This is a genomic window from Bradyrhizobium sp. AZCC 1588, assembly GCF_036924735.1.
GTDB lineage: Bacteria > Pseudomonadota > Alphaproteobacteria > Rhizobiales > Xanthobacteraceae > Bradyrhizobium.
The window spans coordinates 2,913,312-2,939,158 of record NZ_JAZHSC010000001.1 but is presented as its reverse complement, the minus strand read 5'-3'; the positions used below and the strand labels follow the sequence as shown (position 1 = coordinate 2,939,158).

General features: G+C 57.8%; 22 protein-coding genes and 1 pseudogene. 10 read left to right on the top strand and 13 right to left on the bottom strand.

What is annotated here, in order from left to right; all coding sequences use genetic code 11:
* Positions 1-212 precede the first annotated feature (212 nt).
* Positions 213-428 carry a DUF2945 domain-containing protein gene (locus V1277_RS13755; protein ID WP_334416622.1) on the top strand — a complete coding sequence of 72 codons (216 nt, stop codon included), beginning with the start codon at positions 213-215 and terminating at the stop codon, positions 426-428.
* A 37-nt stretch (positions 429-465) separates the two neighbouring features.
* On the opposite strand, the gene V1277_RS13750 is transcribed toward V1277_RS13755, so the two are convergent.
* On the bottom strand, positions 466-3,291 hold the full coding sequence (locus tag V1277_RS13750; protein WP_334420373.1) for a cation-translocating P-type ATPase: 2,826 nt from the start codon (positions 3,289-3,291) through the stop codon (positions 466-468).
* A 1,189-nt stretch (positions 3,292-4,480) separates the two neighbouring features.
* Between V1277_RS13750 and V1277_RS13745 the strand changes: the two genes are divergently transcribed.
* Positions 4,481-4,798, top strand: coding sequence for a DUF1476 domain-containing protein (locus V1277_RS13745; RefSeq protein WP_334416620.1), 318 nt, complete (start codon positions 4,481-4,483; stop codon positions 4,796-4,798).
* A 286-nt stretch (positions 4,799-5,084) separates the two neighbouring features.
* Here V1277_RS13745 and V1277_RS13740 read toward each other — a convergent pair whose 3' ends face one another.
* Positions 5,085-5,258: a hypothetical protein gene (locus tag V1277_RS13740; RefSeq protein WP_334416618.1), complete on the bottom strand. Its 174-nt coding sequence runs from the start codon at positions 5,256-5,258 to the stop codon at positions 5,085-5,087.
* A gap of 638 nt (positions 5,259-5,896) precedes the next feature.
* On the opposite strand from V1277_RS13740, the gene rnk reads away from it, so the two are divergent.
* The 4 genes from rnk to V1277_RS13720 all read left to right on the top strand — a co-directional run bounded on the left by rnk (position 5,897) and on the right by V1277_RS13720 (position 9,085).
* Positions 5,897-6,340 carry a nucleoside diphosphate kinase regulator gene (gene rnk, locus V1277_RS34995; RefSeq protein WP_442894483.1) on the top strand — a complete coding sequence of 148 codons (444 nt, stop codon included), beginning with the start codon at positions 5,897-5,899 and terminating at the stop codon, positions 6,338-6,340.
* A 47-nt stretch (positions 6,341-6,387) separates the two neighbouring features.
* Positions 6,388-6,957 (top strand): DUF488 domain-containing protein, encoded by a 570-nt coding sequence (locus V1277_RS13730; RefSeq protein ID WP_334416615.1) that lies wholly within the window; start codon positions 6,388-6,390, stop codon positions 6,955-6,957.
* 514 nt (positions 6,958-7,471) lie between these two features.
* Positions 7,472-8,125, top strand: a complete 654-nt coding sequence (locus V1277_RS13725) for a TerC family protein (protein WP_334416614.1) — start codon at positions 7,472-7,474, stop codon at positions 8,123-8,125.
* Positions 8,126-8,371: 246 nt separating this feature from the next.
* A complete protein-coding gene (locus V1277_RS13720; RefSeq protein WP_334416612.1) occupies positions 8,372-9,085 on the top strand; it encodes a hypothetical protein in 714 nt (237 codons plus the stop codon).
* Between the two features lie 203 nt (positions 9,086-9,288).
* Here V1277_RS13720 and V1277_RS13715 read toward each other — a convergent pair whose 3' ends face one another.
* Positions 9,289-10,137, bottom strand: coding sequence for a LysR family transcriptional regulator (locus V1277_RS13715; protein ID WP_334416610.1), 849 nt, complete (start codon positions 10,135-10,137; stop codon positions 9,289-9,291).
* 182 nt (positions 10,138-10,319) lie between these two features.
* On the opposite strand from V1277_RS13715, the gene V1277_RS13710 reads away from it, so the two are divergent.
* The 3 genes and pseudogenes from V1277_RS13710 (at position 10,320) to V1277_RS34990 (ending at position 12,606) form a co-directional block, all read left to right on the top strand.
* Complete coding sequence (locus tag V1277_RS13710) at positions 10,320-10,733, top strand: c-type cytochrome (RefSeq protein WP_334416608.1); 414 nt, start codon at positions 10,320-10,322, stop codon at positions 10,731-10,733.
* Between the two features lie 447 nt (positions 10,734-11,180).
* Positions 11,181-11,750: a hypothetical protein gene (locus V1277_RS13705; RefSeq protein ID WP_334416606.1), complete on the top strand. Its 570-nt coding sequence runs from the start codon at positions 11,181-11,183 to the stop codon at positions 11,748-11,750.
* Between the two features lie 60 nt (positions 11,751-11,810).
* Positions 11,811-12,606: pseudogene (locus tag V1277_RS34990) on the top strand (NAD(P)/FAD-dependent oxidoreductase).
* A gap of 211 nt (positions 12,607-12,817) precedes the next feature.
* Here V1277_RS34990 and V1277_RS13700 read toward each other — a convergent pair.
* The 10 genes from V1277_RS13700 to V1277_RS13655 all read right to left on the bottom strand — a co-directional run bounded on the left by V1277_RS13700 (position 12,818) and on the right by V1277_RS13655 (position 22,648).
* Positions 12,818-13,996, bottom strand: a complete 1,179-nt coding sequence (locus V1277_RS13700) for an OpgC domain-containing protein (protein WP_334416604.1) — start codon at positions 13,994-13,996, stop codon at positions 12,818-12,820.
* Between the two features lie 235 nt (positions 13,997-14,231).
* On the bottom strand, positions 14,232-14,747 hold the full coding sequence (locus tag V1277_RS13695; protein WP_334416602.1) for a hypothetical protein: 516 nt from the start codon (positions 14,745-14,747) through the stop codon (positions 14,232-14,234).
* 130 nt (positions 14,748-14,877) lie between these two features.
* On the bottom strand, positions 14,878-15,891 hold the full coding sequence (locus V1277_RS13690) for a formate dehydrogenase subunit gamma (RefSeq protein WP_334416600.1): 1,014 nt from the start codon (positions 15,889-15,891) through the stop codon (positions 14,878-14,880).
* 86 nt (positions 15,892-15,977) lie between these two features.
* A complete protein-coding gene (gene fdh3B, locus V1277_RS13685) occupies positions 15,978-16,574 on the bottom strand; it encodes a formate dehydrogenase FDH3 subunit beta (RefSeq protein WP_334416598.1) in 597 nt (198 codons plus the stop codon).
* 12 nt (positions 16,575-16,586) lie between these two features.
* The gene (locus V1277_RS13680) at positions 16,587-19,505 is read right to left on the bottom strand and encodes a formate dehydrogenase subunit alpha (protein WP_334416596.1); all 2,919 of its coding nucleotides are present in this window, start codon (positions 19,503-19,505) and stop codon (positions 16,587-16,589) included.
* An 11-nt stretch (positions 19,506-19,516) separates the two neighbouring features.
* Positions 19,517-19,717: a twin-arginine translocation signal domain-containing protein gene (locus V1277_RS13675; protein ID WP_334416594.1), complete on the bottom strand. Its 201-nt coding sequence runs from the start codon at positions 19,715-19,717 to the stop codon at positions 19,517-19,519.
* Positions 19,717-20,559 carry a TorD/DmsD family molecular chaperone gene (locus V1277_RS13670; RefSeq protein ID WP_334416593.1) on the bottom strand — a complete coding sequence of 281 codons (843 nt, stop codon included), beginning with the start codon at positions 20,557-20,559 and terminating at the stop codon, positions 19,717-19,719. The genes V1277_RS13675 and V1277_RS13670 overlap by 1 nt, the downstream gene beginning before the upstream one ends.
* A gap of 343 nt (positions 20,560-20,902) precedes the next feature.
* Positions 20,903-21,625, bottom strand: coding sequence for a DUF3306 domain-containing protein (locus V1277_RS13665; protein ID WP_334416592.1), 723 nt, complete (start codon positions 21,623-21,625; stop codon positions 20,903-20,905).
* Positions 21,618-22,136: a DUF3305 domain-containing protein gene (locus V1277_RS13660; RefSeq protein ID WP_334416590.1), complete on the bottom strand. Its 519-nt coding sequence runs from the start codon at positions 22,134-22,136 to the stop codon at positions 21,618-21,620. Before V1277_RS13660 ends, V1277_RS13665 begins: the two co-directional genes overlap by 8 nt.
* A 170-nt stretch (positions 22,137-22,306) precedes the next feature.
* On the bottom strand, positions 22,307-22,648 hold the full coding sequence (locus V1277_RS13655; RefSeq protein WP_334416589.1) for a carboxymuconolactone decarboxylase family protein: 342 nt from the start codon (positions 22,646-22,648) through the stop codon (positions 22,307-22,309).
* A 1,202-nt stretch (positions 22,649-23,850) separates the two neighbouring features.
* Here V1277_RS13655 and V1277_RS13650 point away from each other — a divergent pair.
* Positions 23,851-25,836: a 4Fe-4S binding protein gene (locus tag V1277_RS13650; RefSeq protein ID WP_334420372.1), complete on the top strand. Its 1,986-nt coding sequence runs from the start codon at positions 23,851-23,853 to the stop codon at positions 25,834-25,836.
* The last annotated feature ends 11 nt before the right edge of the window (positions 25,837-25,847 follow it).

Genomic DNA, 25,847 nt, shown 5'->3' with positions numbered 1-25,847 from the left:
GACGGTCCTTGGTACCGTGAGCCTAACGCTCACTCCAGACAAACGAATTTACCTGACACTTAAGAACACACTTCATGCTGCGTGGTTGATGGCGGACAGGGCGAAGTGCGCGTCATCTACGCGTTCTGTGTAGCGCTCGACTTAGGTGCCTGGAACTCTACGGACTCCACCGTGTTGAGCCCTTATAGGGGGGACCGCAACGGAGGGAATTTATGGGAAAACGGTTCGCGGTTGGCGATCACGTGACCTGGAATTCGGAAGCGGGATATGTGAGCGGCACGATTATCAGGGTTCACGTCAAGGACGTGAATTACAAAGGCCATATGCACCGTGCCAGCAACGATGAACCGCAGTATGAAATCCAGAGCGATAAGACGGACCACATCGCGATGCACAAGGGCGCGGCCCTGCGTAAGACCAAAGGTTGAGAGCCGTCGCGATCACCGAACCAACCGTTACTTTCCGCTAGTTTAGTGAGATTGGACGGCGGCCACTCGTCGCGCGCACTGCCACTTTACTGAGCTCGCGAAGCGACAGCACCGAACTTGCTATCGCCATGCAGTACAGCCAGTCGCTGAGGTTCAGTCCGACGGTCGAAAACGCCTCTTGCAGAAACGGCACATAGATCGCCGCTGCATGCAGAACGAGCGATAATGCGACCGCTGCCCATAGCCAGCCATTCTCAAATAGTCCTTCGAAAGCGCTCCGCTCGTCGGAACGTGCGTTGAAGACGTTGAATAGCTGAAACAGCACGAGAGTCGTAAAAGCCATTGTCTGCCCATAACGCACATTGCCGGAGCCTTCGATCAGGCCACCGGGAAGCGACGCATCAAGTATGGTGAGCGTTCCCGTTGCCATCACCGAGCCAACGAAAAAGATGCCGGCCCACATGCGACCCGTGATCACACCTTCTCCATGAGGGCGCGGAGGCTGGCTCATCGTTCCCGGGTCCGCGGGATCGACGCCGAGGGCGAGCGCGGGCGCTCCGTCGGTGACAAGGTTTATCCAGAGAATCTGCGTCGCCAGCAACGGAAGCACAACGCCGCTACTGTCTGCCATAGCCAATCCGAGCGGCCCTGCCAACAGCACGCCAAAGAACATCGTCATGACTTCCCCGACGTTCGACGACAGCAGGTAACGCAAGAACCTCCGGATATTCGAGAAAGTCGCGCGTCCCTCTTCGACTGCGGCTACGATAGAAGCAAAATTGTCGTCGACGAGCACAATGTCTGCTGCTTCCTTGGAAACATCCGTCCCGGTAACCCCCATCGCGATACCGATATCAGCCGTCTTCAGAGCCGGCGCGTCGTTGACGCCGTCGCCGGTCATCGCAACCGTCATCCCGTCGCGCTGCAACGCCTTCACGATTCGTAACTTGTGTTCGGAATTGACCCGCGCAAAGACGGACACGTCGTGAACCGTCCGATAGAGCGCTTCGTCCGACATCGTCTCTAGCTCGGCGCCCGTGACGGCACGGCCGTCAACTGCGATACCCAGCTCGTTAGCAATGACCGCAGCCGTTTTCGGGTGATCGCCCGTTATCATGATGGTCCGAATGCCGGCGCCCCTCGCGCGCGCGACCGCGCCTTTCGCTTCGGCGCGCGGTGGGTCGATCATGCCGACGAGGCCAAGAAAGACGAGATCCTGTTCCGCGTCCTCATCAAATGCTTCGCGCGAGGAAACGGTTTTTAGCGAGCGGAAGGCGACTCCAAGTGTTCGCAAGGCCTCTCCGGCGAGTTCCTCGTTGTGCGCAAGGATCTCTGCGCGACGCGCCCCCGTCAAAGGGGTCGCTTCCTCGCCTACCAACTCGTGCGAACAAAGCATCAGCAGAATGTCCGGTGCGCCCTTGGTAAAGACGAGCAAACGTTCAGGCTGCTCGGCGTCGGTGTGAATCGTGCTCATCAACTTCCGCTCGGAAGAGAAAGGAACTTCACCAATGCGCGAGAAGCGGGCGTCAAGCAGTCTTGCCTTAAGACCAATCTTGCGTGCGGCGACGATTAGCGCTCCTTCCGTCGGATCGCCCTGTACCGTCCATCGCTGGTCGTGTTCCTGCAGTACAGCGTTGTTGGCGCGATCGGCGGCGACGAGCGCGCGTCGCAGTTCGAACCGCAGAGCGCCGTTGATTGGCCGTCCCCCATGGGCGTACGCTTCACCTTGCGGTGAGTAACCCGCACCGCTCAGGGTTACGCGGCCGCTTGCTGTATCAACCACGCGCACAGTCATCTCGTTCTTAGTGAGCGTTCCGGTCTTGTCAGACCCGATGATGTTCGCCGAGCCGAGCGTCTCGACTGCCGCTAGATGGCGTATGATGGCGTTCCTTTTCGCCATGCGCTGCACGCCAAGGGACAGCACGGCCGTCACGATCGCCGGCAAGCCTTCCGGCACTGCCGCAACCGCGAGCGCCACGCCCAGGATGAGCACATCAAAGATGGCGGGGAAGCCCCTCACATCCTCGACAAGCATGATGGTCGCGATCATTGCGACAGCGATGACCGAGACGATCACCCCGAGCAATTTGCCGACGCGGTCGAGTTCCTCTTGCAGGGGCGTGATGTCGTCCGGCACTTCCTCCAGCATGCTGGCGATGCGCCCCATTTGCGTCCGCATCCCGGTTGCCGTGATCACCGCGTGTCCGTGGCCATAAGTCGCTGCCGTGCCGCTAAAGATCATATTGTGGCGGTCACCAAGTCCGACCTCACCCGCGATCACAGCAACATCCTTTGCCACCGGCACACTTTCTCCCGTGAGCGGCGCCTCTGCCATCTGCAGCGAAATGGATTCGATCAGTCGCGCGTCAGCCGGCGCTGTATCGCCCTCTTCGAGGAGAATGATGTCGCCCGGCACGAGCGCAGTCGCTGGGATGCTCTGTTGAACGCCGTCTCGAATGACATTGGCGTGTGCCGCCGACATCCGGCGCAACTCAGCCACCGCCTGCTCCGCGCGGGCCTGTTGGAAGTAGCCCATGAGCGCATTGAGAATAACAATAGCGACAATGGCCAATGCTTCGTAAGGCAAGGCAGATTCGCGTTCGTATAGCCATAAGCCTGCAGAAATAAGGGCTGCTACGAGCAGTAGGACAACAAGGACATTCGTGAACTGCTTAAAAAGCCGCCACCATGCGGACACCGGCTTTGTCGTCGTCAGCTCGTTCTTGCCATATCGCACTAGCCTCTCGCGCACCTGTTTCTGGCTCAAGCCGAACTGTGCGTCGGACCCGAGCGCGGACAAAAGGCCGTCAACGGTCTGCCGATGAGGTTCCAATTCGCTTGGCTCGAAAGACTGGCTCTGCATATTCAAACGACCTAATCCTGCGAATTCGCTGCCCAACACGGAAACTGGCGCATTTCCCGGAGATGGCGACTGGAGCCTCGGACGATCTCACACATTTCGCAAGGTAAGAAACTGGTACAGATCCTTATTCTATTCCGACGGGACATCGCCGCATGCGCCGAAGAGGCAAGGCAGTTCATAGTCCGCGGTCGGGATTTGGCAGCATCGGCTTCGGTTCTTTCTCGAGAACATTTATGTTGCATTGAACCGACAACTAAATTCGTTTGTCTGACGATTAGTTGGTGAGTATGAATCACCGTTAGTTACCCTCGATAGCAAGCGCAAGAAGCGCCTGGTCACGGTTCGTTTCCGCCAAAGCTGCGATTCGACATTTCCCACGCTGTACGATGTCACGATCGAAGAGTTCGAACGACCTGCTGTTCACGCGGGCCGACACTTCGTGCACTCGGTGATCAAAAATGACAGTTGAAAAAACGCAGCCATGAGCAGCTGAGCGAAGTAATCTCGACGCGCGCGGCCTCAGATTAAGCTTCTAGTTTTGGGTAATGCATGACTTTTCGATCGTGCTTCAAGCCTGCGGTAATTGGTCCGCTTGATTTTCCAGGTCTCGGACTTAACTCAATCTTATGATCTGGAAAACGCAACGATCACACCTTCGCACGGGTCTCTTGCACGCTGGCAGGTAGCCCGGACGGTTTCGCGCCGGCCGGGATTTCATTTCTTCTCACTGACAGTTGAGCTGAAAAGCGCTGAGCGCCGCACGACGCCGTGTGCAAGAAGCGCATGCCGGTGGCGACTCTAGGAGTAACGTTATGATTATGGCCGGAACACTGATCATCTTGGCTCTGTGGCTGGCGTTCGTTTGGTTTGTCGATCCCGACGGCTATCGCAACGCGCGACGTGCAGTCAGCGACAGGCGGGACGGTCCATCCTCACAAAAGCGCTTTGAATGCACCTCAGCTAAAAGCCGAAGGAACAATAATGGTCTTACGCAGGGACACAGGCGCGGGGCGGCTGCATGAAGGCATCGCACTCGCGTGCAAAGCCAACGTTATGCACCAGAACGGGCGCCGCAGCACGATAACCGAGAGAGAAAAACAAGCACGACCGCGCCGAGGTGACTCGCGCACCAACTCGCAGTCAGAATTCGAAATCGAAATTAGATCGCCTAATCCATGGAGAAGAAGGTATGGCTGACTTTACTAGTCGCAGGATGGCATTCGAAAACAAATTCGCGCATGATGAGGCATTGCGTTTTAAGGCCCGCCGGAACAGGCTCCTTGGGCTGTGGGCTGCGCGGCAGCTCGGCAAATCAGGCGCAGAAGCCGCAACCTATGCCGGCACAGTGGTCATGGCCGATCTCGAGGAAGCCGGAGACGAGGACGTCATTCGCAAGGTCGTCAGTGATCTCGATGGGGCAGGTGTCCCCGCTGACGAGGGCCAGGTGCGCTGCGTCTTGGAGGGCTTCATGGACCGTGCAACCGAAGAGATCAAAGCCGGCACATGAGCTTTCCTAGCCGGCATGTGGCTGAAATCCAGCGGGTGCGTATTGAAAAGGGAGCTGTCGTGCGATGTATCGAAGACGCTTCGAACGGTAGAAAAAGGCGAAGCCTTATCCCAACGCCTTTTGCAAGGGTGATGCTCTGTGTCTCAACGCCATGTCGATCAGCATGCGTTGCGGCACTATTTTCACTACCCGATCCATAGGAAAGTCGTTGAATGAGATCAATCCGCCGTCGGCTCTGTCCGACGGGCTTCGCCCGCGAGCGCCCTCAATGGAGGGAGGCTGCGGCTCAACCAGTCTTCTCGTCGCCGGTGGCCGGCTTCGGCGTGATTTGGGTGCCTGGGATGCTACGCGTGACTTTTGGTGGATCGCTGGCCGGGAATGTTTCCTCAAGCTGACGGTTCAACTCGTCGTCAACTTCTCGTTTTTCGCGCCGCTCGCGCGTCTCATTGTCCTTTGGCACTGCGCGACCTCCGTTTTGAGCTCCGTGACTGGGCCGCGACGATACGACCTCACGTCCCGGAGGGAGAATTGCATCCGCTGGCCGAGCGGCGGCGGTTACCTGGCCACAAGCAGCGCGCCTTTGTGGCTCCAGGCGCGTTCCTCTCGGCTTCGGCGAGCCGTTTTCCCGCGTTCCGTGCAGCGGGAGAGCGACTGGAGAGACTATGGATGCCGATATCTGGGCCGGCTAGAGCCAATATGACGCCGTGGCGAATGCAGCGGCGAGGATGGCCGCAAGCGCGCTAAGCAGAACGTAATACGCGTAGAAACCGGCGAGCCTCCAGGAGCGCATTTAATGTCGAGATCTGTCTTTATGCAACACCGGGTCGATCTCCTTGGAAGCATTCATATTGCATTGAACGAACAATGAAATTCGCTTGTCTGATGTATCAATCGGTGGGTATGAGTCGCAGCTCGTTGCAATATCCGGATATCAAACGACAGATGCGTACAATCGTGACGCAGTCTGTGGCGGAAGCGCGCCGGAACCCAAGTACGCCGCCCTGTACGATGTCACGGCCGAACGCTCTGAACCAGCTTCTGTTCGCACGCTGCCGCTTCGTGCACTGAGGGTAAAATGTCGGCAGGAAAGACGTGGGCATGAGCAACATTGAGCGAAGTCATCCCGAGCAACGGCCGCCCATCGTCTTGACGGCATTGGACCGTGAAAGGTTGTTCGCGTTGCTTGGCGACGCGCCAGCGACAGTGGACAAGGAGACTGTTTGTTTTCTTCGCGAGGAGATCGATCGCGCGGATATCGCGCCAGACGATGTCGCGCCGAATTCGGTCGTCAGACTCGGTTGTGACGTGAAATTCGTCGATCACGCAGATGCGCGTATTCGACGAGCTCAACTCGTTTTTCCAGAAGAGGCTCAATGCAATCGCTGTATTTCAGTCTTAAGTCCAATCGGAAGTGCGCTGATCGGCCTTGGACCGGGGCAGTCGATCCGTTGGACGGAGCAAGGTAGAGAGCGAAGCCTCGCGGTTCTCGAAGTGCGCGCGAGCGGGCGTCGATCAAGCGATTTGAGGAGGAACGTGCGCTAAAGCGTAAGTTGCGAAGGAGCGCAGTAATCCGACGGCAGGCCTGGAACATGACGCATCGATTTTTTACAGTTGGGCACTCGACCCGCGCCGTCGGTGAGTTCGTGGACTTGTTGAGGCCGCAAGAGGTCAAGCTCGTTGTCGATGTTCGGGCCATTCCGCGATCGCGGACCAACCCCCAGTACAATGCCGCGAAGCTCGCCAAGGCTCTGTCCGAGTTTGAAATCGGCTATGAGCATATCGCCGAGCTCGGGGGACTCCGCGGCAAGAAGCAGGATGTGCCGGCGGACGTGAATGCGTTTTGGGAAAACCAGAGTTTTCACAGTTATGCGGACTACGCCATGAGCGACGAGTTTCGATCCGGCATGGCCAGGCTGCGTCAACTCGGGCACGGAACGACAGCTGCAATAATGTGTGCTGAGGCCGTCTGGTGGCGGTGCCATAGAAGGATAATTACTGACTATCTCATCACGGCGGGCGAGACGGTATTCCATATTTTGGGGACCAATCACGTCGCGCCAGCATCTCTCACTCCAGGGGCTGTACTGACAGCGGGTGGCACGTTGTCCTATCCCGATCGTCTTCTTTCCCAGAACAGGAAAGTTGTAGCAAAGCGATAATTAAATTCGTTTGTCTGGCCCGAAAGCCAAGCCTACCTCTCTCTTAACGCTCCATCCCGATTTGGAATTGTCGGCAACGAGAGCGTTATGGAGGCATCATGTCTACCCGACAGAGAAGCAGGCCTGCAGTTGCATCGGCTGTGCACATCGAATGGCCACATGTGGTCTCGACGTTCCTCTTATTGGCCGTCACGGTCCCGCCCTCCGGTTTTTTACTTCTGGCTCGAACACCTCTCTTGCTTCCATCAATGAGTTTGATCGCACTCACAATCTCAGCCATCGTCGCACTGGCCGCGTGGTGCTTGTCGTCCGACCGTCACGGCGCCGGCATTACCCTGTGGGATGTCTCGGGTGCATATGCGTTCATTGGGTTTGCAGCCGGGATGCTCAGCGATCCTCAACAAGTGCTTGAGTTCTGATCCGTGTCAGCGGAGCCAGTTCGATAATCGTATCCGATCAGTTCGCCCAACAGACCCGGATCACGCAACCCCATCGGAAGTCAGAACCGTCGGCCATGCTCCATTTCGTTTCAAACGAGGTCGCAGCACTCCTTCAGGTCATCATGATCGACCTGGTCCTGGCCGGTGACAACGTTATTGTCATCGGCTTGGCCGCAGCCGGGCTACCACTGCAGCAACGCACGAAAGCTGTCCTGGTGGGTATCATCGCTGGGACGGTCCTGCGGATAACGTTCGCCGCAGCCACCACCCAGCTGTTGCAGGTGGTGGGGCTGGTGCTTGCGGGGGGCATTCTCCTGCTTTGGGTGAGCTGGAAAATGTTCCGAGAATTGCAGCTCTCCGCAGAGCGGAAGGGAGACGCAATCGAAGCAATGAGCAATATGGACATCAATGCGGACGGGACAATTGCAAGGCATGCCCCGCGGAAGTCCTTTGCTCAGGCCGCAAGTCAGATCGTCGTGGCGGACGTATCAATGTCCCTCGACAATGTGCTGGCCGTTGCGGGCGCCGCGCGAGAGCATCTCACTGTTCTGATCATTGGGCTCGGCTTGTCGGTTGCGCTCATGGGCATCGCGGCGGGTTATATCGCTCGGCTGTTGCACAGGCGTCGGTGGATCGCCTATGTGGGATTGCTCGTGATCCTGTATGTCGCCGCAGAGATGGTCTACCGCGGGATGGGCGAGGTTTGGCCTCTGATGACCCATTCGTGACGTCGAAATCTGAATGCTGGATGAAAGATCGTGGCATAGTTAGGAAACAATGACGACGTCGTTGATCCACAACTCGCACGACGACTTCAGCGACTCCGGTGCGCAACAATTTTCAAACATAAATCCTGTACTCAAACGACAATTAAATTCGTTTGCTGGATGCCGCCGTTGATGAGATACCAAAATGGTGTTGCGGCGCTCGTCACAGACGTGATCAGGAAATCGGCGCCGATATAGGAGGACGTGATGTCACAAACCTTAACTCCAAAGGACGTCGCCAATCGTCGAAGTTTCCTCGCGCTGGCGGTCGCCACTGCGGCGATCGTTCCGATTTCGGAAAGCGCTTTCGCGCGCGATAGGCACGATCATAGCAAGGCCGCGACTGCGGTATCTGAAACACAGAAGAATGCTGCACGTGATCAAAAGACTTTTCAAACCGCAGTGGCTCTTCGAGATCTTTGGCTTGGTCACATTTTTTGGGTGCGGAACGTTTCGGTTGCAGCGATCGACAAAAATGATTCGGCGATCAAGGCCGCGGAAAAGCAAGCAGTTGCAAACGCGCAAGCTATCGCCGCCTCAATTGAACCCTTTTATGGTGCAGCAGCAAAGGATAAGTGTTTCAAGCTGCTCGCTGGCCACTATGGCGCGGTGAAAGCCTATCTGGTAGCCGCCGTAGCCGGTGATGTTTCTGCTCAAGCAAAGGCAACTCAGTCCCTTACTTCAAACGCCGACGAGATCGCGACCTTCTTGAGCCAAGCGAATCCCTATTTGCCGAAAGACGCAGTGCAAGGCCTTCTTCTGGCGCATGGCGGCCATCACATCCAGCAAATCCAGCAGTTGAGGGACCGCAATTACGACGCCGAGGCCAAGACCTGGGAAGAAATGAAGACGCATGTCTATCAAATAGCAGACGCGACAGCGGACGCCCTGGCTAAGCAATTCACTAAGAAGTTCTCCTGACGTTTTTGCTGGTTCGCATCCAGCGGCTCATCTCGTCTTTGACAGAGCGCTCCAAGGTTGCTGATCCGAGTTGAAAAACTGATGCAAAACAGGGTGGCGCATCGTGGAATCGCTATGACGATGTCCTTCTCGACTGCGGTAACGATCGCGCAAATTATGCCATTTGGCCCGACGAGCTGTGAGGTATCAAGCCGAGCTTTCGATTATTCGACTTCCGCCTTGGCGACCGCGCGCAACACGGTGAGCGCTGCACCCAATGTAGCAGCCTCTACGTTCGTTGAGTGCGCGGCATAGACCGGGAACGAGAAGCGGGGCGCGCCGGGGACTAGATGTAGTTTTCCCGATGCTAGATGGCGCTGAACTGCATGCATTCGGAAGTAACCAGAACCACCCTCCAACAGAACATAGTTGAGGGCCAAGGGACCAAGATTGGCCACCAGGCTGGGGGTCGTATCCGGAAAACTTACCGCATGATGAAGGGCAAAGTCCGGTCCCCATTCGACGTGAACGTATCTGGGATCATTTGCGCGATACGTCTTGAGGTCGGTTGTTACCAGTACGAGCTCTTCCTCAATCAGCAAGTCTACCTCTAAACCAGGTCTATGCTGGGGCGCGTACATGATCGCGATATCCACGAGTCCGGCCGCTACGTGCGTGATTAGATCTTGAGGAACGTCGACATGAACGCGAAGCGCTATGTCCGGATGCGAATGCCGCATCATCCTGACCCACTCGAGCAGAAGCGGCTGCCACAAGCTGACCTCGCTTCCAATCGTCAAAACTGCGCGGTGTCCTTCAGGTACCGCGACCTGCTGTTTTGCGCGCTGCCACAGTTGTACGAATGTCGGAGCGTAACGAAGGAATTGTTCACCCGCCGGGGTGAGGCTCGCGCCGGCCTTATTGCGAACGAAAAGCGGTCGTCCGAGCTGCTGCTCAAGGAGGCGCACGCGTGCGCTAACCGTCGTTTGCGCGACATGCAAACGGTCGGCGGCTTTGATGAAGCTTCCGGTAGAGACGATTTCTAAAAAAGTCCTGGCAAGCTCAATATCCATGCGTTGATAGCATAATTAGTGAGGTCAAATGTCAATGAAATTCGTTTGTCTGCACTGTTGTTCGATGAGAGGCTAATCGCATCATTGGTGACAAGAGAACCTGGTGCTCAACTCTACCTCGTCACCGAGGGAGCAGCTAACGCAAAACGGGTTAGCTTCGATTTAGGTACAGAGAGAAGAACTTGAATCCGATCTCAATGCTAGTGCTTGCTCTAACCTCGCTCGCGGTCGGCCCAGCTCGAGGCCAGGATGCCATGCCTGCTGGGCGCCCTGACGCCGGTGCGATAGTGTTTAAGAAATGCATGGCCTGTCACCAGATAGGCCCTAATGCTCAAAACGGAATTGCGCCGGTGCTAAACGGCGTCGTTAACCGGCCAGCGGGCCAATATCCGAACTATAGCTACTCATCAGCGAACAAAAATTCAGGTTTGGTGTGGGACGAGCGGACATTGTTCGTCTATCTCCGCGCGCCAGCGAAAGTCGTGCCGGGCACAAAGATGATCTTCTCTGGTCTGAAGAGAGATCAGGAAATATCGGACCTGATCGCTTATCTGAAGCAATTCGCTGCGGACGGCAGACAATCGAAGTCGAGGTGAGATGGACGGCTGTACGCCGGCCAATTCACACGGACAGGGACGTCCCAAGAAGATGAAACCTGCCTGTCAAACTTGCATAGGCTAAAGTCGTAACTCGCGGAGGTAAAGCGTATGGGTTCGCCGAACGATCGTCCGCTTTGTCCCGTCTGCAAGCATAAGATGGCGCTGGCGCGCATTTCGGCTGGCCGGCGGGGGTTTGAGATGCGTACGTTCGAATGCTCGACCTGCGATCGGACGGAAAATATCTCGCTCGCCGTGGATCCCATGAAGACGGACGCTGTGGGTTGGTTTGCCAGCGGACTTTCCTGACACAAAGCTGATCTTCTCCGATCTGACGAGATCAGGAAATAGCGAACGATCGCTTACCTGAAGCAATTCGTTGCCGATGACAGACAGGTTCGCCGATGAAAGACACCCAATGCGCCTACACTAACGAAAGAACTTGCCATGGGCGAGAAGCCAGACACTATTCGCGAAGCAGTCGGCGTCTTTGGGAGCGCGAATGATCTTCAGGCGGCAATCGACGAACTCCTGAGTTCCGGCTTCCACCGGGCCGATTTGAGTTTGCTCGCCAGTGAAGAGGCGGTGAATGAAAAGCTCGGCGGCGGCTTTGCGAACGTGCGCGCCGTCGAAGACAATCCGGTTGTCCCGCGAACAGCATATGTCTCGCCTGAGGCCATCGGGGACGCTCAAGGCGGCATAGTGGGTGGCCTTGTATATGCAACCGCAACCGTTGCTGCAGGCGTAGTCGTCATTTCCGGCGGAACTATCGCTGCTGCCATAGTCGCGGCAACATTCGTCGGCGGGGCGGGAGCCATTGTCGGCGCGCTCCTGGCTAAGTGGCTGGGTGATAACCACGCGCAGTATCTGCAGACGCAAGTCTCTCATGGAGGCCTGCTGCTATGGGTGCGAACCAGGGATACCAAAGCCGAAGAACGTGCAACAGACATCCTGAAGAGACATTCGTCACGAGATGTTCACGTGCACACGTTGCCGTCGCAAGCTGCGCGAGTGTAATTGGAAGTGAAGAAGAACTGTTATTGTCAGAGGGGGCGCGGCTGGCTTTGCAGCAGCTGAATGCTGCGGCGTGAGAGCTTTGCAGCCAGTATCGTGATGTTGAGTAGCGACGCTGCCGCGCCCGTGGACTGCCCGAGTCTGTCAAAGGATTATCTCGCCGGCAACGTCTCAGAGGACGGGGTGCCGCTCCGGCCGGCATCATTCTACTCAGAAAGCGCCATCGACCTGCGAGTCGCGACGGAGGTTGTTCGCCTTGATCCCGGCTCGCGGGAAATCGCGTCCTCAGACGGACAGAGTATTCGCTATCATCGATTGCTGCTTGCCACCGGGGCTGAGCCGGTTCGTCACTGGATCCCCAGGAGCGACCAGGCACGTTCATTCTCTTCGTTCGCTTGCGGATTGCCGTGCCATCATCGGACGCGCACAAACGCGCGCAGGGCAATCATTCTTGGTGCGAATTTTATCAGGCTTGAGGTTACGGCTGCGTAGCCGCGGCATCAAGGTTCATGAGACGGCAGTAGCAATCGTCAGGAAGCAAATCGCCTTAAAGGGCGGCAGCATTCTCGATGGAGACGTTGTTGTTGCTGGTATCAGTGTCCGCCCCCGAATTGACCTTCCAGTAAGAGCGGGGATTGCCGTCGAGCGCGGAGTCGTCGTGAATCCCTGTCTTGAAACAAGTGCGAAGGGAGTCGTTGCAGCTGGCGATATTGCACGCTGGCCAGACCCGCACTCTGGCGGCAGAGTTGAACACTGGATCGTCGCGGAGCGTCAGGGACAAGCCGCAGCACTCAACATGATGGGACATCGCAAGGCCGAGTTCCCCACGGAGAGGGATCAGGCAGGCGGATCCTCATAACCAGTAAGCGCCCGCAACCGCACGCCGCGTCCGGTCAGATCAACCTGCGCGACGTTGATGTTTGGCAGACGCTCGCCACCAAGCCATCGATCAGGTCTCCGGGCTTGACCCGGAATTGACCTTGCAGCCTGAAGCGATATCTTCTTATTACTGAAGCGGGTCACACCGAATTCCCACCACATTCCGGACGACACGACGCGCAGCGTTGTTCTCAGGCGCAGTGCCGGTCGGCCGGCGGCTGTGCCGGCGCTGTGGTTGCGGAAGCCTTCGCATGGGACTTGTCGACATCCTTAGACCAGGAACGGTAGTAAGCGAGCACTGTCATCAATGCGATGCCGACGACGCTGACCAGTATCTGCATCCATATATCATTCGAGACTTCGACGAGCGCGACGTGCGCCAAGACCGCAAGGAAAACACCGAAGCAGAACACTTCAAGCGATCGTTGGCCGCATTTGATGGCCGGCCGGAACGCCAGCCAGTGCAGGCCCTGCCAGTCGCGCGGCATGAACCGCGTGATGAAGAAAGCCAGGATGATGAAATGAATGAGGCGGTAGGGCGCGAGATTGGTCTTGTCATTGGGGTTGAACGCATCAACGAGCCACGCCGGCATCATGTGGGCGAGCTCGGGGAATCGTCCCCCCATCGTCATGACCAGTGCGAACACGAGGTAGGCGCTCCCTAGCACGAGCAGCGCACGCGACCGGATCAGCGGCCTGGACTCGATTGAACCGCTGAGCGCGAACCAGCCGCCGAGGATGAACAAAAGCTGCCAACAAAGCGGGTTGAAATACCACGAACCGATCGGATAGGCGGGTAAGTTCCAGCTGAAGTAACGTGCGGCAAGATAGAGCAAAAAAGATGCCGCGAGCGTCAGGTTCGGTCGCCGCAGCATCGCCCACAGCACCGGAGGGAAGACCAACATCAGCACGATGAAAAGTGGCAGCACGTCCATATTGACAGGTTTGAACGAGAGGATAAGACCCTGGTAGAGTGTCTCAGCCGGGTTACGCATAAAGTTGGCGACGTTGAACTCGTTCTCCAGGTTCGGATTGTTGTAGTGCTGAGCGAGGTACCCGATCTCGGCGATGTAGATCACGAACAGGAGCACGTGCGCCACGTAGATCTGCCAGGCATGCTTGATGAGGCGGGTGCCGCCGACCACGAACCCGCGCTCGAGCATGATGCGCGCGTAGACGAACGAAGCCGTGTAGCCTGAGATGAAAACGAACAGATCGGCCGCGTCGCTGAACCCGTAATTGCGCAGGGTGATCCAATTGACCGAATTGTTGGGAATGTGGTCGAGATAGATCGCCCAGATGGCAAATCCACGCAGCAGATCGAGGCGATAGTCGCGGCCCTTCGGCGGCAGGCGGGCGGCTGCGATCAAGCGATGCGTTCGAGATCGGCGAACACCCGATACCGCCGCTTCTCCTGTAGCCGGACCAGAGCCTGCACGAAAAGGACGCTGTAATCCATGGACCAATCTTTGCTCTGGGCGCGTTGGTATGTGTGTTGCGTTCATATCCCTTTCAGATACTCGATCAGATCCTTCTTGTTTGAATCGCTGAGATTCAGCTTGCCATCCTGGATGGGATTCTTTGGCGGGCGTCCGAGGTCCACGATTAATTTTCGTAATCGATATTCCCAGTGCTGCGATCAATTGTCATGTGTTGGACAAGCGAGTTGTCAACGGTGACAATCTCGGCGGCGATGGTGCCGCCAACCGCATTGATGTTTCCAATCTTTAGCCGCTTGTTGCCGAGACGATCAAGTTGCGCAGTGAAATAGCCGCGCACGTCATCTACGGATAAATTCATCGCCGGTACTACGTGCGATCCGAACAGCGCACTCATGCCGCCGGTGCTGCCACGCATCATATTGGGGCCCATAATTCCAGAGGCCATCATGCTTTGGCCACCTTGCATCACACCGCTCATCATTGGGCAGATCATGGCCCCACCGCCCTGCGTCGTGCCCCGACCCATCATGCCTTGATTAGTGTCGTCTTGCTTCATGCAGGGGCCCATCATACCTTGACCGGTGCCGCCGATTGTTCCCTGCGCAGTAGCTGAACCAGCGGATGCGATCCCAATGCCGAGCACCAGAGATACAGAAATAATTGTGCTTCTAGTGCTCATGGGGCGTCACTCCTATCTCCGGTTAGATTGGGCCAACGCCGAACTCGACGAGCATTAGCCGACTAGTCTAGTAACTCTATTCTGCAAGTACTTCACACAAGTCGGCTCAGCGGATTTCTCGAATGTTCAATCATTCCGCAGGAGTGGCGGCCGGCTGTCGCTGCGTCTCGTCCGACCCGGTCCTCGCCTTTTCCTCTTCGAGCCATAGATTATGGTGTTCCTTGGCCCAATTGAGATCGACGGTGCCGGTCCCCATGGCTTCAAACGCACCTTCCATGCCCATTGTACCGATATAGATGTGTGCGATCATGGCGGCGATGAATAGAACAGCTACGATAGCATGCGTGATTTGAGCGGCCTGCATACTGGCGATGTCTGTGCCATAGAAGGGGAACATCAACACATAGCCACTAACTGCGACGGCAGTGCCGCCGAGAACGACGATCCAATAGATCATCTTCTGGCCGGCGTTGAATCGGTAGGCCGGCGGGTGATCATGACCGACGATGCCGCCGCCCCGCTTCAGCCATTCCACATCGACCCGATTGGGGATATTTCCCGCGATCCACATGAGAAATATCAAGAACACACCGATCGTGAACGGGAAGCTCAGATAGTTATGGGCATATTTTGCCAATTGCGACCAGGCTGTAAACGGCTCGGGACCGATGAGAGGCAACAGTAGAGGCTTGCCGAAGGTTATGTTGAGCCCCGAAAGGGCGAGAATGATGAAACAGGTCGCCGTCATCCAATGCACGAACCGTTCGAAGCCGTTGAAACGCACGATGGCGCGTCCTGACCGTCCACTTTCGATTTTCACCATGCCGCGCCAGAGATAGAAGGCGACGAGTACGGCCAGAATACCAACGATCACGAGGCCACCGATCCAACGGAGCGTCACCTCGTGGAAATGGCGCCAATCACGGCCGGCGGGCTGCTCGATCGTGCAGGCTTTCTGATCGGGTACAGTGCAGCGACCGGAGATGCGATTCAGCTCATCGAAGAGTTGACCTTCCTTCACGGCGCTCGCCTGGGGGTTGACCATCGTAGGCTGCTGAGCACTCGCTGGCTGTACACCTAACGCCATTACGAGGAACGCCAGCGCCCCGACGATGACGCGGAATTTGGCGATAACAATTATCATGCCATATCCTCCTGGTGAGGCTCTTTCTCGAACCCCTGTGAGACTCGTTTCGAGCGTAATCGAGCCTTGACGGCCGCAGGCTCGTACTAAGTTGCGATAGTCTCTTGATACGCAGTCTTCCAGCCCCAGGCTCCAGATCCGTAGCCGCGTTTCATCACGCGTTCTTTGTAGATCTGCGCGATGATCTCGCCGTCACCGGCGAGCAGCGATTTGGTCGAGCACATCTCCGCGCATAGCGGCAGCTTGCCTTCGGCCAGCCGGTTGGCGCCGTATTTCGCATACTCTTCCTTTGAGCCATCTGCTTCAGGACCTCCGGCGCAGTAGGTGCACTTGTCCATCTTTCCGCGCGAGCCGAAGTTTCCGACGCGGGGATATTGCGGCGCGCCGAACGGGCAGGCATAGAAGCAATAGCCACAGCCGATGCAAAGATCCTTGGAGTGCAGCACGACGCCATCGGCAGTGGTGATAAAGCAGTTCACCGGGCACACCGCCTGGCAAGGTGCATCCGTGCAATGCATGCAGGCCATCGAGACCGATCTCTCGCCCGGCTTGCCGTCGTTGATGGTTACGACGCGCCGACGGTTGATCCCCCATGGGACGTCGTGCTCGTTCTTGCAGGCGGTAACGCAAGCGTTGCACTCGATGCAACGGTCGGCGTCGCAGAGGAATTTCACACGAGCCATGGTATCGCCTCCTTATGCCGCACTGATCTGACACAAACTGACCTTGGGCTCCTGCATGCCGGTTGCCGGGTCGTAGCCGTATGTCATGATCGTGTTGGCGCTTTCGCCGAGCACTATCGGATCGGACCCTTGCGGATATCTGGATCGCAGATCCTCACCGGCGAACCAGCCACCAAAATGGAAGGGCATCCAGGTCACGCCTTTGCCGACACGTTCGGTTACCAGCGCTTTCATCTTCGCCCTGGCGCTGTTCTCAGCTCCTGTGACCCAGACCCAACCGCCATCCTTGATACCGCGCTCGGCCGCATCCGCCGGGCTGATCTCGATAAACATGTCCTGCTGCAACTCGGCGAGCCACCTGTTGGAGCGAGTTTCCTCGCCGCCGCCTTCGTACTCGACGAGGCGACCCGACGAAACGATCAGCGGGAACGCCCTGGCAATGCCTCTGTCGACGGCACTCTTCTGTACCGAGAAGCCGATATTCGGAAGTCTGAACTGCTTCGCGTCGGGCAACGTAGGATATTGTGCGATCAAATCGACGCGCGGCGAATAAATCGGCTCGCGGTGCACCGGGATTGGATCGGGCAAATTCCAGGCAACCGTCCGCGCCTTGCCGTTGCCGTAGGGCGAACAACCGTGCTTGATCGCGACGCGCTGGATGCCGCCGGAAAGATCGGTCGACCAAGACACCGTGTCAATATTACCAGGGTTGCCTGCGACTTTTTCAATGGTCGCCAGTTCTGCGGCCGTAAGATCCTTGTCCCAGCCCAGTTTCTTGAAAACACCCATCGTGAATTCAGGATAGCCGTCCTTGATCTCCGAGCCCGGCAGATATGAACCTTCGGCCAGCAGCGTCTGGCCGTTGCGCTCCACTCCAAAGCGCGCACGGAATCCATTTCCGCCATCCATGACAGCAGCGTCGCTGTTGTAGAGGATGGGGGAGCCGGGATGCCTGAGCTCCGGCGTGCCCCAACATGGCCAGGGCAGACCGTAGAAGTCGCCGCCAACCTCCGGATCGTCCTTGGGCGCGCGCAGGGTCACCAGATCGAACTTGTGCTGGTTCCTCATGTGTGCCTTCAGCCGCTCCGGCGACTGGCCGGTGTAGCCCGTGCTCCAGCTTCCCCGATTCATTTCGCGCAGGACGTCCTCGGGCACCGGACGGTCGCCTTCAACCTTGATGTTCTTGAACATCTGGTCGGCGAAGCCGAGCTTCTTCGCTATTAAGTACAGAACCTGATAATCGTCCTTGGACTCGAAGCTTGGTTTAACGATTGGCTCGCCCCACTGCAGCGAGCGATTGGACGCAACGCGCGAACCGGAGGTTTCGAACTGGGTGCAAATCGGCAGCAGGTACATGTTGTCCTTGCGCCCGGCCGCCACGGCAAGCGAGGCCCAGGTGGTGGGATGCGGATCGGCGACGACCAGCAGATCAAGCTGCGGCAACGCTTTCATTGATTCCGGGATACGCGTGATGCTGTTGCTTGCGTGTCCTTGTACGAACATGCCTCGCACATTGTCCTTCTGATCAACCTGGTCCCTAGGCAGAAGTACGGCATCAAACCAGCGCGTCAGGGGAATGCCCGCAGTTTCCATCATCTTTTTGGAATCGAAGCGGGAGACCAGATAATCGTACCCGACCTCCCAGACACGACTCCAATGCTTCCATGCACCTTCGCTGAGACCGTAGTAAAACGGGGTCGTGACGGTATCGACACCAATGTCGGTCGCGCCCTGCACATTGTCATGCCCGCGGATGATGTTGGCGCCCGTCCCCGGCTTGCCGACGTTACCCGTCGCCAATAATAACATGCAGCTGGCGCGAACGTTGGCGGTGCCGACCGTATGATGGGTCTGGCCCATGGACCAAAGCAGGGTTGACGGCTTCTCGGTCGCGAATAATTTGGCGACGCGCTCGAGCTGTGCGCCGGGAACCCCACTGACGCGTTCGACCTCTTCAGGATTCCACTTGTCGATTTCCTTGCGCGCCTCTTCGAAACCGTGGACGCGCTGCTTGATGAACTCCTTGTCCTCCCAGCCATTCTTGAAGATGTGCCACATCATCCCCATCAGCACGGGAATGTCGGTGCCGGGACGAATGCGGACAAACTCGTTCGCATGAGCGGCAGTGCGTGTCATCCGCGGATCGATGACGATGAAGTTCGCCCTGTTGAGCTCTTTGCCTTCAAGCATGTGTTGCAGCGAGACGGGGTGCGCCTCCGCCGGGTTGCAGCCCATGAAGACCATGGTCTTGGAGTTGCGGACGTCATTGAAGCTGTTGGTCATCGCACCGTAGCCCCAGGTGTTGGCTACACCGGTGACGGTGGTCGAATGACAGATGCGCGCCTGATGGTCGTTGTTGTTGGTGCCCCAGAACGCCGCCATTTTTCGGAAAAGATAAGCACCTTCGTTGGAGAACTTCGCCGATCCCATCCAATAGAGTGATTCCGGCCCGGATTTCTGACGGATCTCCAGCATCTTGTTGCCGATCTCATCAATGGCCTGATCCCATCCGATGCGAGTCCACTCACCATTGACGAGTTTCATCGGATACTTTAGCCGGCGCTCGCTGTGCACCAGCTCACGCACCGAGGCCCCCTTGGCGCAATGCGAGCCCCTATTGATCGGGCTGTCCCAACTCGGCTCCTGGCCGATCCATACGCCATTGGATACTTCCGCAGTAACCGTGCAGCCAACGGCGCAATGCGTACAGATGTTCTTGTGGATGGTGACCGCAGCGCCCGGCGCGGCAGGTGGGCCGGCCTTCGCTTTGCGCACGCTCGTGAGCGGCAAGGGTCCCAAGGCGGCGAGGCCGCTGGCGGCAAGGCCCGAGCGGCGCAAGAAGGCGCGGCGATCGAGATGCTTGTTCGAGCCACTGGCGAAGGCGGCGAACGAGCCGCGGTACTTTTCGCGTTCGGTCCTCTTGATCAGCACGGTCGCCTCCCTTAGCTCGGATAACGGTTGACGCGGTAATAGGTTTTCACGTGGTCGCTTTCCTTGTAGCGAGACTTGCGTTTTTCATCGTTGCTCTCGCTATCGGCTTTCGCCTCCAGAGCAAGCGGCGACGCGGCGGCGACCGCCGCTCCCGCACCAAGCGCACGAAGGAACTGACGACGTTCTAGTGACGTCTTGTCTACCGTATGCATCACGTGTCCTCCCGGTTACGCGCTTCGGCCCTCCTTGGCAGCCTGAACGCTTCTGTCTCTGTCTCCACGAAGAGCCGGCCGAGCTTTCCCACCTGATGATAAAACTCGCCTGCCTCGGCTCGCTCCAAATCGACGAAGAAGCGACCAATCCAAGTGGCGAGATGTTTCTCGAAGAACTGCTGCTGAATCTGAACGGTTACCGGAAATTGACCACTGGCCATACCAGACATGATCTCGCAAAGAATGGCGGCGTGGTCCTCGGGTTCCGCTTGTCCCTTGGCGCGTTGGATGCCGTGCGCGCGGAGATCTTCGCGCAATCGCGCCAGCGGCCGTTCGTTGAGAAAGCCGGTGAGATAGTATGATCCGTAGGGAAGCAACTCGCCGCGTCCAACTCCAATGAAAAGGGTGAAGTACTCGCGCGCGATCCTTTCGGCGCTCGCATTGCCGGCTGCCAGCGCAAGGGCCTGATGCGCGAGGCCAAGCGGGGTCGCATCACCGCCGAGCTTTGCAATCCGATTGAGCGTGGCTGCATCTGGCGAGCGGCTCAACAGCGTGGCGAGAAGTGAATATTCCTGGGCACGGTGCGCATCGAACTCGTCGATCTCGACGGGTTGTTCATGGCCGACTTCCGGCCACAAGATCTCGCTCGCGAGATCCATCACGGCTTCAACCGACAGCGTACGCGCCGGGGCCTTAGACAACTTCGACACGGGAAGCTGAGGCGATTCGATCAGATCTGCGGGGTTGAGAACACAACCAATTGCCGGAATAGCTTCCGCAGGTCTCCGGTCGCTCGCTTCATTTTCTTTTTTTGGAGTGCCAGTGCGGATAAGCACAGTCATACCGTTAGCCTCTCACCAAATGCGCAGGTTGTGCGCTCCGTCGCTCGCTTGTGCAGAATTGCTCACTTGATGCACATGCGTAACTACACGACGTAGGGAGCGTCTCATCGAGGGAGCGATGAGACAACCGAAAATTCTTGAGAATTAAGTGCAGCTTTCTTGTTGGAGATATTCCGGGCGCCGAGCTGGAAATACTTCTTTGAGACTGCTTCCCACGGTCGCCTGCTACGTGCAGCGGACCGGCCGAATTTGGCTAGATCAGCGCGGTGTGCATTCCGTCAATGCGGATGATGCGAGCCGGTCGGCAATTTCGGCTCTTCGTCTATGCCCAAGGGATGGAGACTCACTCGCTATTGTCCGTCCCCTTCCTCCCACACCAGAGTTGGGGCGAAGCGCCGCCATGACCTCGGCGCAAAATTGGCGAGAGGCATTCTGATGGGGCGAGTTCAGATTGCGGAGCAGTGGCTCTGCCCTGTTGCGCCACGTCGCCGGCGACGTCGATCTCATCGAAGAGCTGACCTTTGGCAGATACCAGAGCCACCGATTCCGCGTTGGTTGCTTGATTCTCGATCGGATCGGATTCGCCTGCTGGCTTCTGAGAGTCTTCTGCCGGCGGCGATATGACAGGCGGGTGCACCGCAGCGGCTATTGTGTCCGGCTCTCCTAACAGCCGCGTCAAAAGCCGCCCGACTTCCTCGCCGTCGATTGGTCCGAAGCCCGCCATCGCACCAGGCGCGTTGAAGTCCCAGGAGTTCTCCGACAGACCGACAAAGTCGCGGATCGCAGGGTCTAACGACCACACGCGGCGAAGCGCCGCACGCGCCAAATCGCCAGGCACCCCGGCTTCGAGGAAGGCGCGGATATTAGTTTCGGCACCGATGGATTCGATTGTAGGCAAACTCGCAGGGTCGAATGGCAGTCCATTTTCGCCCTGCGCAAGAGCAGCCGAAGTTCCGGAGACAATGTCATCAGGGGTACTCTCCGATCTCGATTGCCTGATCTTGTCTGTAGCCGCGTCATGCTTGCGACGGGACCATCGCGCGAGAAAATCCGTGTCATTACGCATCGCCGCTCCTGTATTGCGGGCCACGCCGCGCCAACGCTTCCGGATCCGCACGATTGCGCTTACGCTTCTCGAAGGTCCGCTCGACATGGTGTTCGGAGATAAACGAGGCAATGGTATCACGCACCGAGGTGGGCATCGGCACGGCTTCAACAATTCCTTGGCCCGGTTCTGTCAAAGCCTCCCCTTCTGCTGGGTCCGCGGTGGCGGCGGCAATCTCATACGGGGGGTCGCCTGCGGTTGAGAGCAGTGCGACCCACACTGAGGGCGCGGCCGAGACGAGATTATCGCGGTAGTTTTCCGTTTCGGTGCGATAAAGCTCGATCTCCGCCGCACCGGCGTAAAAGGTCACGGTTTCTTCTTCGCTCGCAAGCTGCGTCCACGGATCTGCGTCCGGGAGGCCGCCAAGCACGGCTGTCGGGCGCCAGGTAAATTCAGACCACGGCGAACTTGCCTTGCATCGTTCGACAATGACGCCGATGGGAATCCGCACGAGTGGCGCTATTACGTTCACGCGACTGCCTCCAAGTTCTGGATCGGATGTCGGATAAAGAGATTCTGCCGTTTCGCGCGCAGCACTTTCCGCGACGTGACTGCCGGATGAGAAAGGTCGCTACGCGTGCATCCTGGAATGTCAGCCAGTGGAGACGCTGGACTGGTTCGCTGAGAGGGCAGTGTCGTCGCCTACGCATTCGTCTCCGCTGTAGCCCTTTCCATTTCCTCAATTGCGAGAACAGAATGCGCATAGGCTCCTCCGGCTCGCATTTCAGCAGCGACCCAGATCGCTTCCATCAACTCCTCCTGCGAGGCGCCGTGCCGTAACGCCGCCTTGGTGTGCCCCTTAATACAATATGGGCATTGGGTGACATGTGCTACCGCGACGGCGATAATCTGCTTGGCCTTAGCGGGTAACGCACCATCTGCGAAGACGGTCTGGCTGAACGTTTGAAAGGCAGCTTCGGTGTTAGGCGATAATTTCTTGCGTTTCTGCGCGAGCCGTTTTGCAGGCGATTGGATGTCGGGCATATGCTTCCCTCTCGCTTTCCGAGATTATCGATCCGATCTCACGCGTCCTTTACGCTTTCGTGAGCGGCTTTTCGTCCAACTCCGCATGTCAGGTTAAATCGGCGTCTGCTCTAACTCGGTGCCCTCAACGCCGGGGCTTGCCAGTCCTGCAGCAGAGGAGATTTCAGCGAAGACTCCCTGTCGATCACGAGCGACGGCTCCCGGGCGATAACCGCCGTTCGCAACTTAGCTTCACTTTTTGAGTTGGCGACAGCATCCCACAACCGCCACTCAACTTTCACATAGGTCTTTAGCTCTCTTTTCCTCGCAGGCAGGCGTGCTCTTTTAGGCCAGGGTATGCGGGTGGGCGCTTTTTACAAACGATAAATGTCGCCAGTTGATATCACTTTTTTTGATAGAATAGGGAAGCAACCATGCTGCTCCACTTTCAGCGACGGACCGACAGCCAGCGAACTTCACGCTCTACCAACGTGAACATCGGCTTGGTCGTCTGGCCGTGCGCTTATCCGCTGACCTCTGCGAGGTGCCCCTTTTTGAGGCCGGCGGCCCAAGGTCGATCTGATCTTTCCAATTTATCTGACCAGATTGTGCCCGGGATCACCGACGCGCACGCCGATCGTCGAAAACGCAACATCGACGGTCTCCTGTTGTGTATGGAGCAAATAAGATGCCCCGACCCCAATCGCTGCCGAACAGACTATCGCGGCAATAAAAGATCTCATGACGCTTCCTCCACGGACGGATGCCCTCACAAGCTAGGGTAAACAATGCACAATGCAAGATGAAGCGTTTCTGGATTCCAGTCGGCGGGGATTTGCAACGTGCGCGACCGTTCTAGCAATAAAGTTGATATCAATTGCTGACTTTTATCATTTGCCAAACTGACCTGTAGTCCTAGCGTGATCTGGAAAATCGCTCCTCACGCGTGACTATTAATCCATCAACGAACCGTCTTGAGATAGCGACTTTCGTGCGAAATGAAATGGGCGGCAACGCCGCCATCTTCCGATTTCGTAAGCCAAGCCAAGTGGTGATGCTCCAGATGTTCGCTAACGCGTTCGCCTATTCGTGGCGTGTCGATACTCGGAAGCAAGGCTCCAGTTATGCCCCTCGAAACTCTGGTCATGCCGTAGTCCCGCGGGAGGAAAACGATGACGGTCGATACCGCGCCTCATCTGATGATCTGCAACTGCGAGAAAACGATGCCGGTGGACGCGCGAGCGATTGCCCGTGCCTGTTCGGGTCAGATCACGCAGGCCAACCAGCTCTGCGGACTCGACATCGACCGGTTCAAAGCGGCACTCGCCGATAGCGTACCTATTACCGTCGCCTGCACCCAGGAAGCACCCTTGTTCCGGGAAATGGCGGAAGATCTCGCCCCCTCCCCAGCGCTCACCTTCGTCAACATTCGAGAGACCGCGGGATGGTCGAAGGACGCGGCCGCGGCTGGCCCAAAGGCCGCAGCGCTGATTGCGGCGGCAAGCGAAGATACGCCGCCCATCGCGCTGGTCACGCTCGAGAGCCGCGGCGTCGCCCTGATCTATGGCCGCGACGAGGAAGCGATCGAGGTCGGTCGCCGACTCGCCGACCGTCTCGACATCACGGTGCTTCTGACCAAACCTGGCGACGTGACTCCTCGCCACATAAACGAGTTTCCGGTCCTGAAGGGCAGCGTGCGCAATGCTCGTGGGTATCTCGGCCAATTTGAACTCACGATCGACGATTATGCATTTCCCGCGCCTTCGTCGCGCCGCCGGCTGGAGTTCGGAGTCCCGCGCAATGGCGCGGTCTCGGCTTGCGATATCGTGCTGGATATCAGCGGCGGCCGGCCGCTATTTCCCGCACATGAATTGCGGCCCGGCTATCTATGCGCCGATCCCCGCGACCGCGCCGCAGTTGAAAAAATGATCGCGGACGCCGGCCATCTGGTCGGCACCTTTGACAAACCGCGCTTTATACAGTTCGACGAATCGCTCTGTGCCCATTCGCGCTCGGGAATCACGGGCTGCACGCGTTGTCTTGACCTCTGTCCGACAGGCGCGATCACGCCGAACGGCAACGCAGTGGCAATCGACCCTGCCGTCTGTGCAGGCTGTGGCCACTGCGCTGCGGCCTGCCCGACCGGAGCCGCGTCCTATGCGCTGCCGGCCGCGGATGTGCTGATGCGGCGGTTACGCACGCTTATGCAGGCTTATCGCAAGGCTGGCGGCAGCAATGCAGTCGTGCTGTTTCACGACGGCGACCATGGCGAGCCCTTGATCGACGCGCTGGCGCGGTTCGGCGACGGTCTACCGGCAAATGTGCTCCCCGTCCGGGTCAACGAAGTCACGCAGATTGGGCTCGAGGCGATTGCTGCGCTGTTCGCTTACGGCGCAGCCGGGGCCGCGTTGCTGACGCGTGCAAAACCCAGTCACGATCCTCTCAGCCTGCGGCGGGTTGTTGAGACGTCGGGAAGCATCGTCGCAGCGCTCGGCTTCGGCGATGGGCTGGTGCGCATCATCGAGACCGATGATCCTGATCAACTACTTGCCATGCTGGAGGCGGCGCCGGCTGGCGTTGCAACGCCGAAACCCGCGAACTTCGTTCCGCGCGGCGCCAAGCGCGGGCTGCTCGAAACCGCTTTTCGCGAACTGCACCTAGCTGCGCCAGCGCCCGTCGATGTCGTGGCGCTTACGCTCGGGGCGCCATTCGGTGGCGTGTTGTTGAATGTCGATAGCTGCACGCTCTGTCACTCTTGTGTGAACGCTTGTCCGACCGGCGCGCTGTCGGACAATCCAGACCGCGCAATGCTGCGCTTCACTGAAAGCATCTGCGTACAATGCGGGCTGTGTGAAGCGACCTGTCCCGAGGACGCCATTGCGCTGCAACCGCGGCTCGATTTCCAGGCGTGGAATGCGCCGCAGCGGGTCTTGAAGGAAGAGGATCCCTTCCATTGCATCGGATGTGGCAAGCCGTTCGGCACGAAAAGTACAATCGAACGCGTAGTCGCCGCACTTGAGAAAAAGCACTGGATGTTTACCGGCGCTAATGCTCGGCGCATCGACGTCGTAAAGATGTGTGAAGACTGCCGTGTTGAGGCCGTCGTCAACGAAAGCTTCGATCCTCATGCGGTGCCGCGCCCACCGACTATGACCACCGAGGATTACTTACGCACCCGTGAGACGAGCAAAAACGATCCAATCAGGTAGTCACAAACGCC

What these genes read in the sequence shown, in the direction of transcription:
- V1277_RS13755 (WP_334416622.1), top strand. Translation starts at nt 213, where the DNA reads ATGGGAAAACGGTTCGCGGTTGGCGATCACGTGACCTGGAATTCGGAA.
- V1277_RS13750 (WP_334420373.1), bottom strand. Translation starts at nt 3,291, where the DNA reads ATGCAGAGCCAGTCTTTCGAGCCAAGCGAATTGGAACCTCATCGGCAG.
- V1277_RS13745 (WP_334416620.1), top strand. Translation starts at nt 4,481, where the DNA reads ATGGCTGACTTTACTAGTCGCAGGATGGCATTCGAAAACAAATTCGCG.
- rnk (WP_442894483.1), top strand. Translation starts at nt 5,897, where the DNA reads ATGAGCAACATTGAGCGAAGTCATCCCGAGCAACGGCCGCCCATCGTC.
- V1277_RS13730 (WP_334416615.1), top strand. Translation starts at nt 6,388, where the DNA reads ATGACGCATCGATTTTTTACAGTTGGGCACTCGACCCGCGCCGTCGGT.
- V1277_RS13725 (WP_334416614.1), top strand. Translation starts at nt 7,472, where the DNA reads ATGCTCCATTTCGTTTCAAACGAGGTCGCAGCACTCCTTCAGGTCATC.
- V1277_RS13720 (WP_334416612.1), top strand. Translation starts at nt 8,372, where the DNA reads ATGTCACAAACCTTAACTCCAAAGGACGTCGCCAATCGTCGAAGTTTC.
- V1277_RS13715 (WP_334416610.1), bottom strand. Translation starts at nt 10,137, where the DNA reads ATGGATATTGAGCTTGCCAGGACTTTTTTAGAAATCGTCTCTACCGGA.
- V1277_RS13705 (WP_334416606.1), top strand. Translation starts at nt 11,181, where the DNA reads ATGGGCGAGAAGCCAGACACTATTCGCGAAGCAGTCGGCGTCTTTGGG.
- V1277_RS13695 (WP_334416602.1), bottom strand. Translation starts at nt 14,747, where the DNA reads ATGAGCACTAGAAGCACAATTATTTCTGTATCTCTGGTGCTCGGCATT.
- V1277_RS13690 (WP_334416600.1), bottom strand. Translation starts at nt 15,891, where the DNA reads ATGATAATTGTTATCGCCAAATTCCGCGTCATCGTCGGGGCGCTGGCG.
- fdh3B (WP_334416598.1), bottom strand. Translation starts at nt 16,574, where the DNA reads ATGGCTCGTGTGAAATTCCTCTGCGACGCCGACCGTTGCATCGAGTGC.
- V1277_RS13675 (WP_334416594.1), bottom strand. Translation starts at nt 19,717, where the DNA reads ATGCATACGGTAGACAAGACGTCACTAGAACGTCGTCAGTTCCTTCGT.
- V1277_RS13670 (WP_334416593.1), bottom strand. Translation starts at nt 20,559, where the DNA reads ATGACTGTGCTTATCCGCACTGGCACTCCAAAAAAAGAAAATGAAGCG.
- V1277_RS13665 (WP_334416592.1), bottom strand. Translation starts at nt 21,625, where the DNA reads ATGCGTAATGACACGGATTTTCTCGCGCGATGGTCCCGTCGCAAGCAT.
- V1277_RS13655 (WP_334416589.1), bottom strand. Translation starts at nt 22,648, where the DNA reads ATGCCCGACATCCAATCGCCTGCAAAACGGCTCGCGCAGAAACGCAAG.
- V1277_RS13650 (WP_334420372.1), top strand. Translation starts at nt 23,851, where the DNA reads ATGCCGGTGGACGCGCGAGCGATTGCCCGTGCCTGTTCGGGTCAGATC.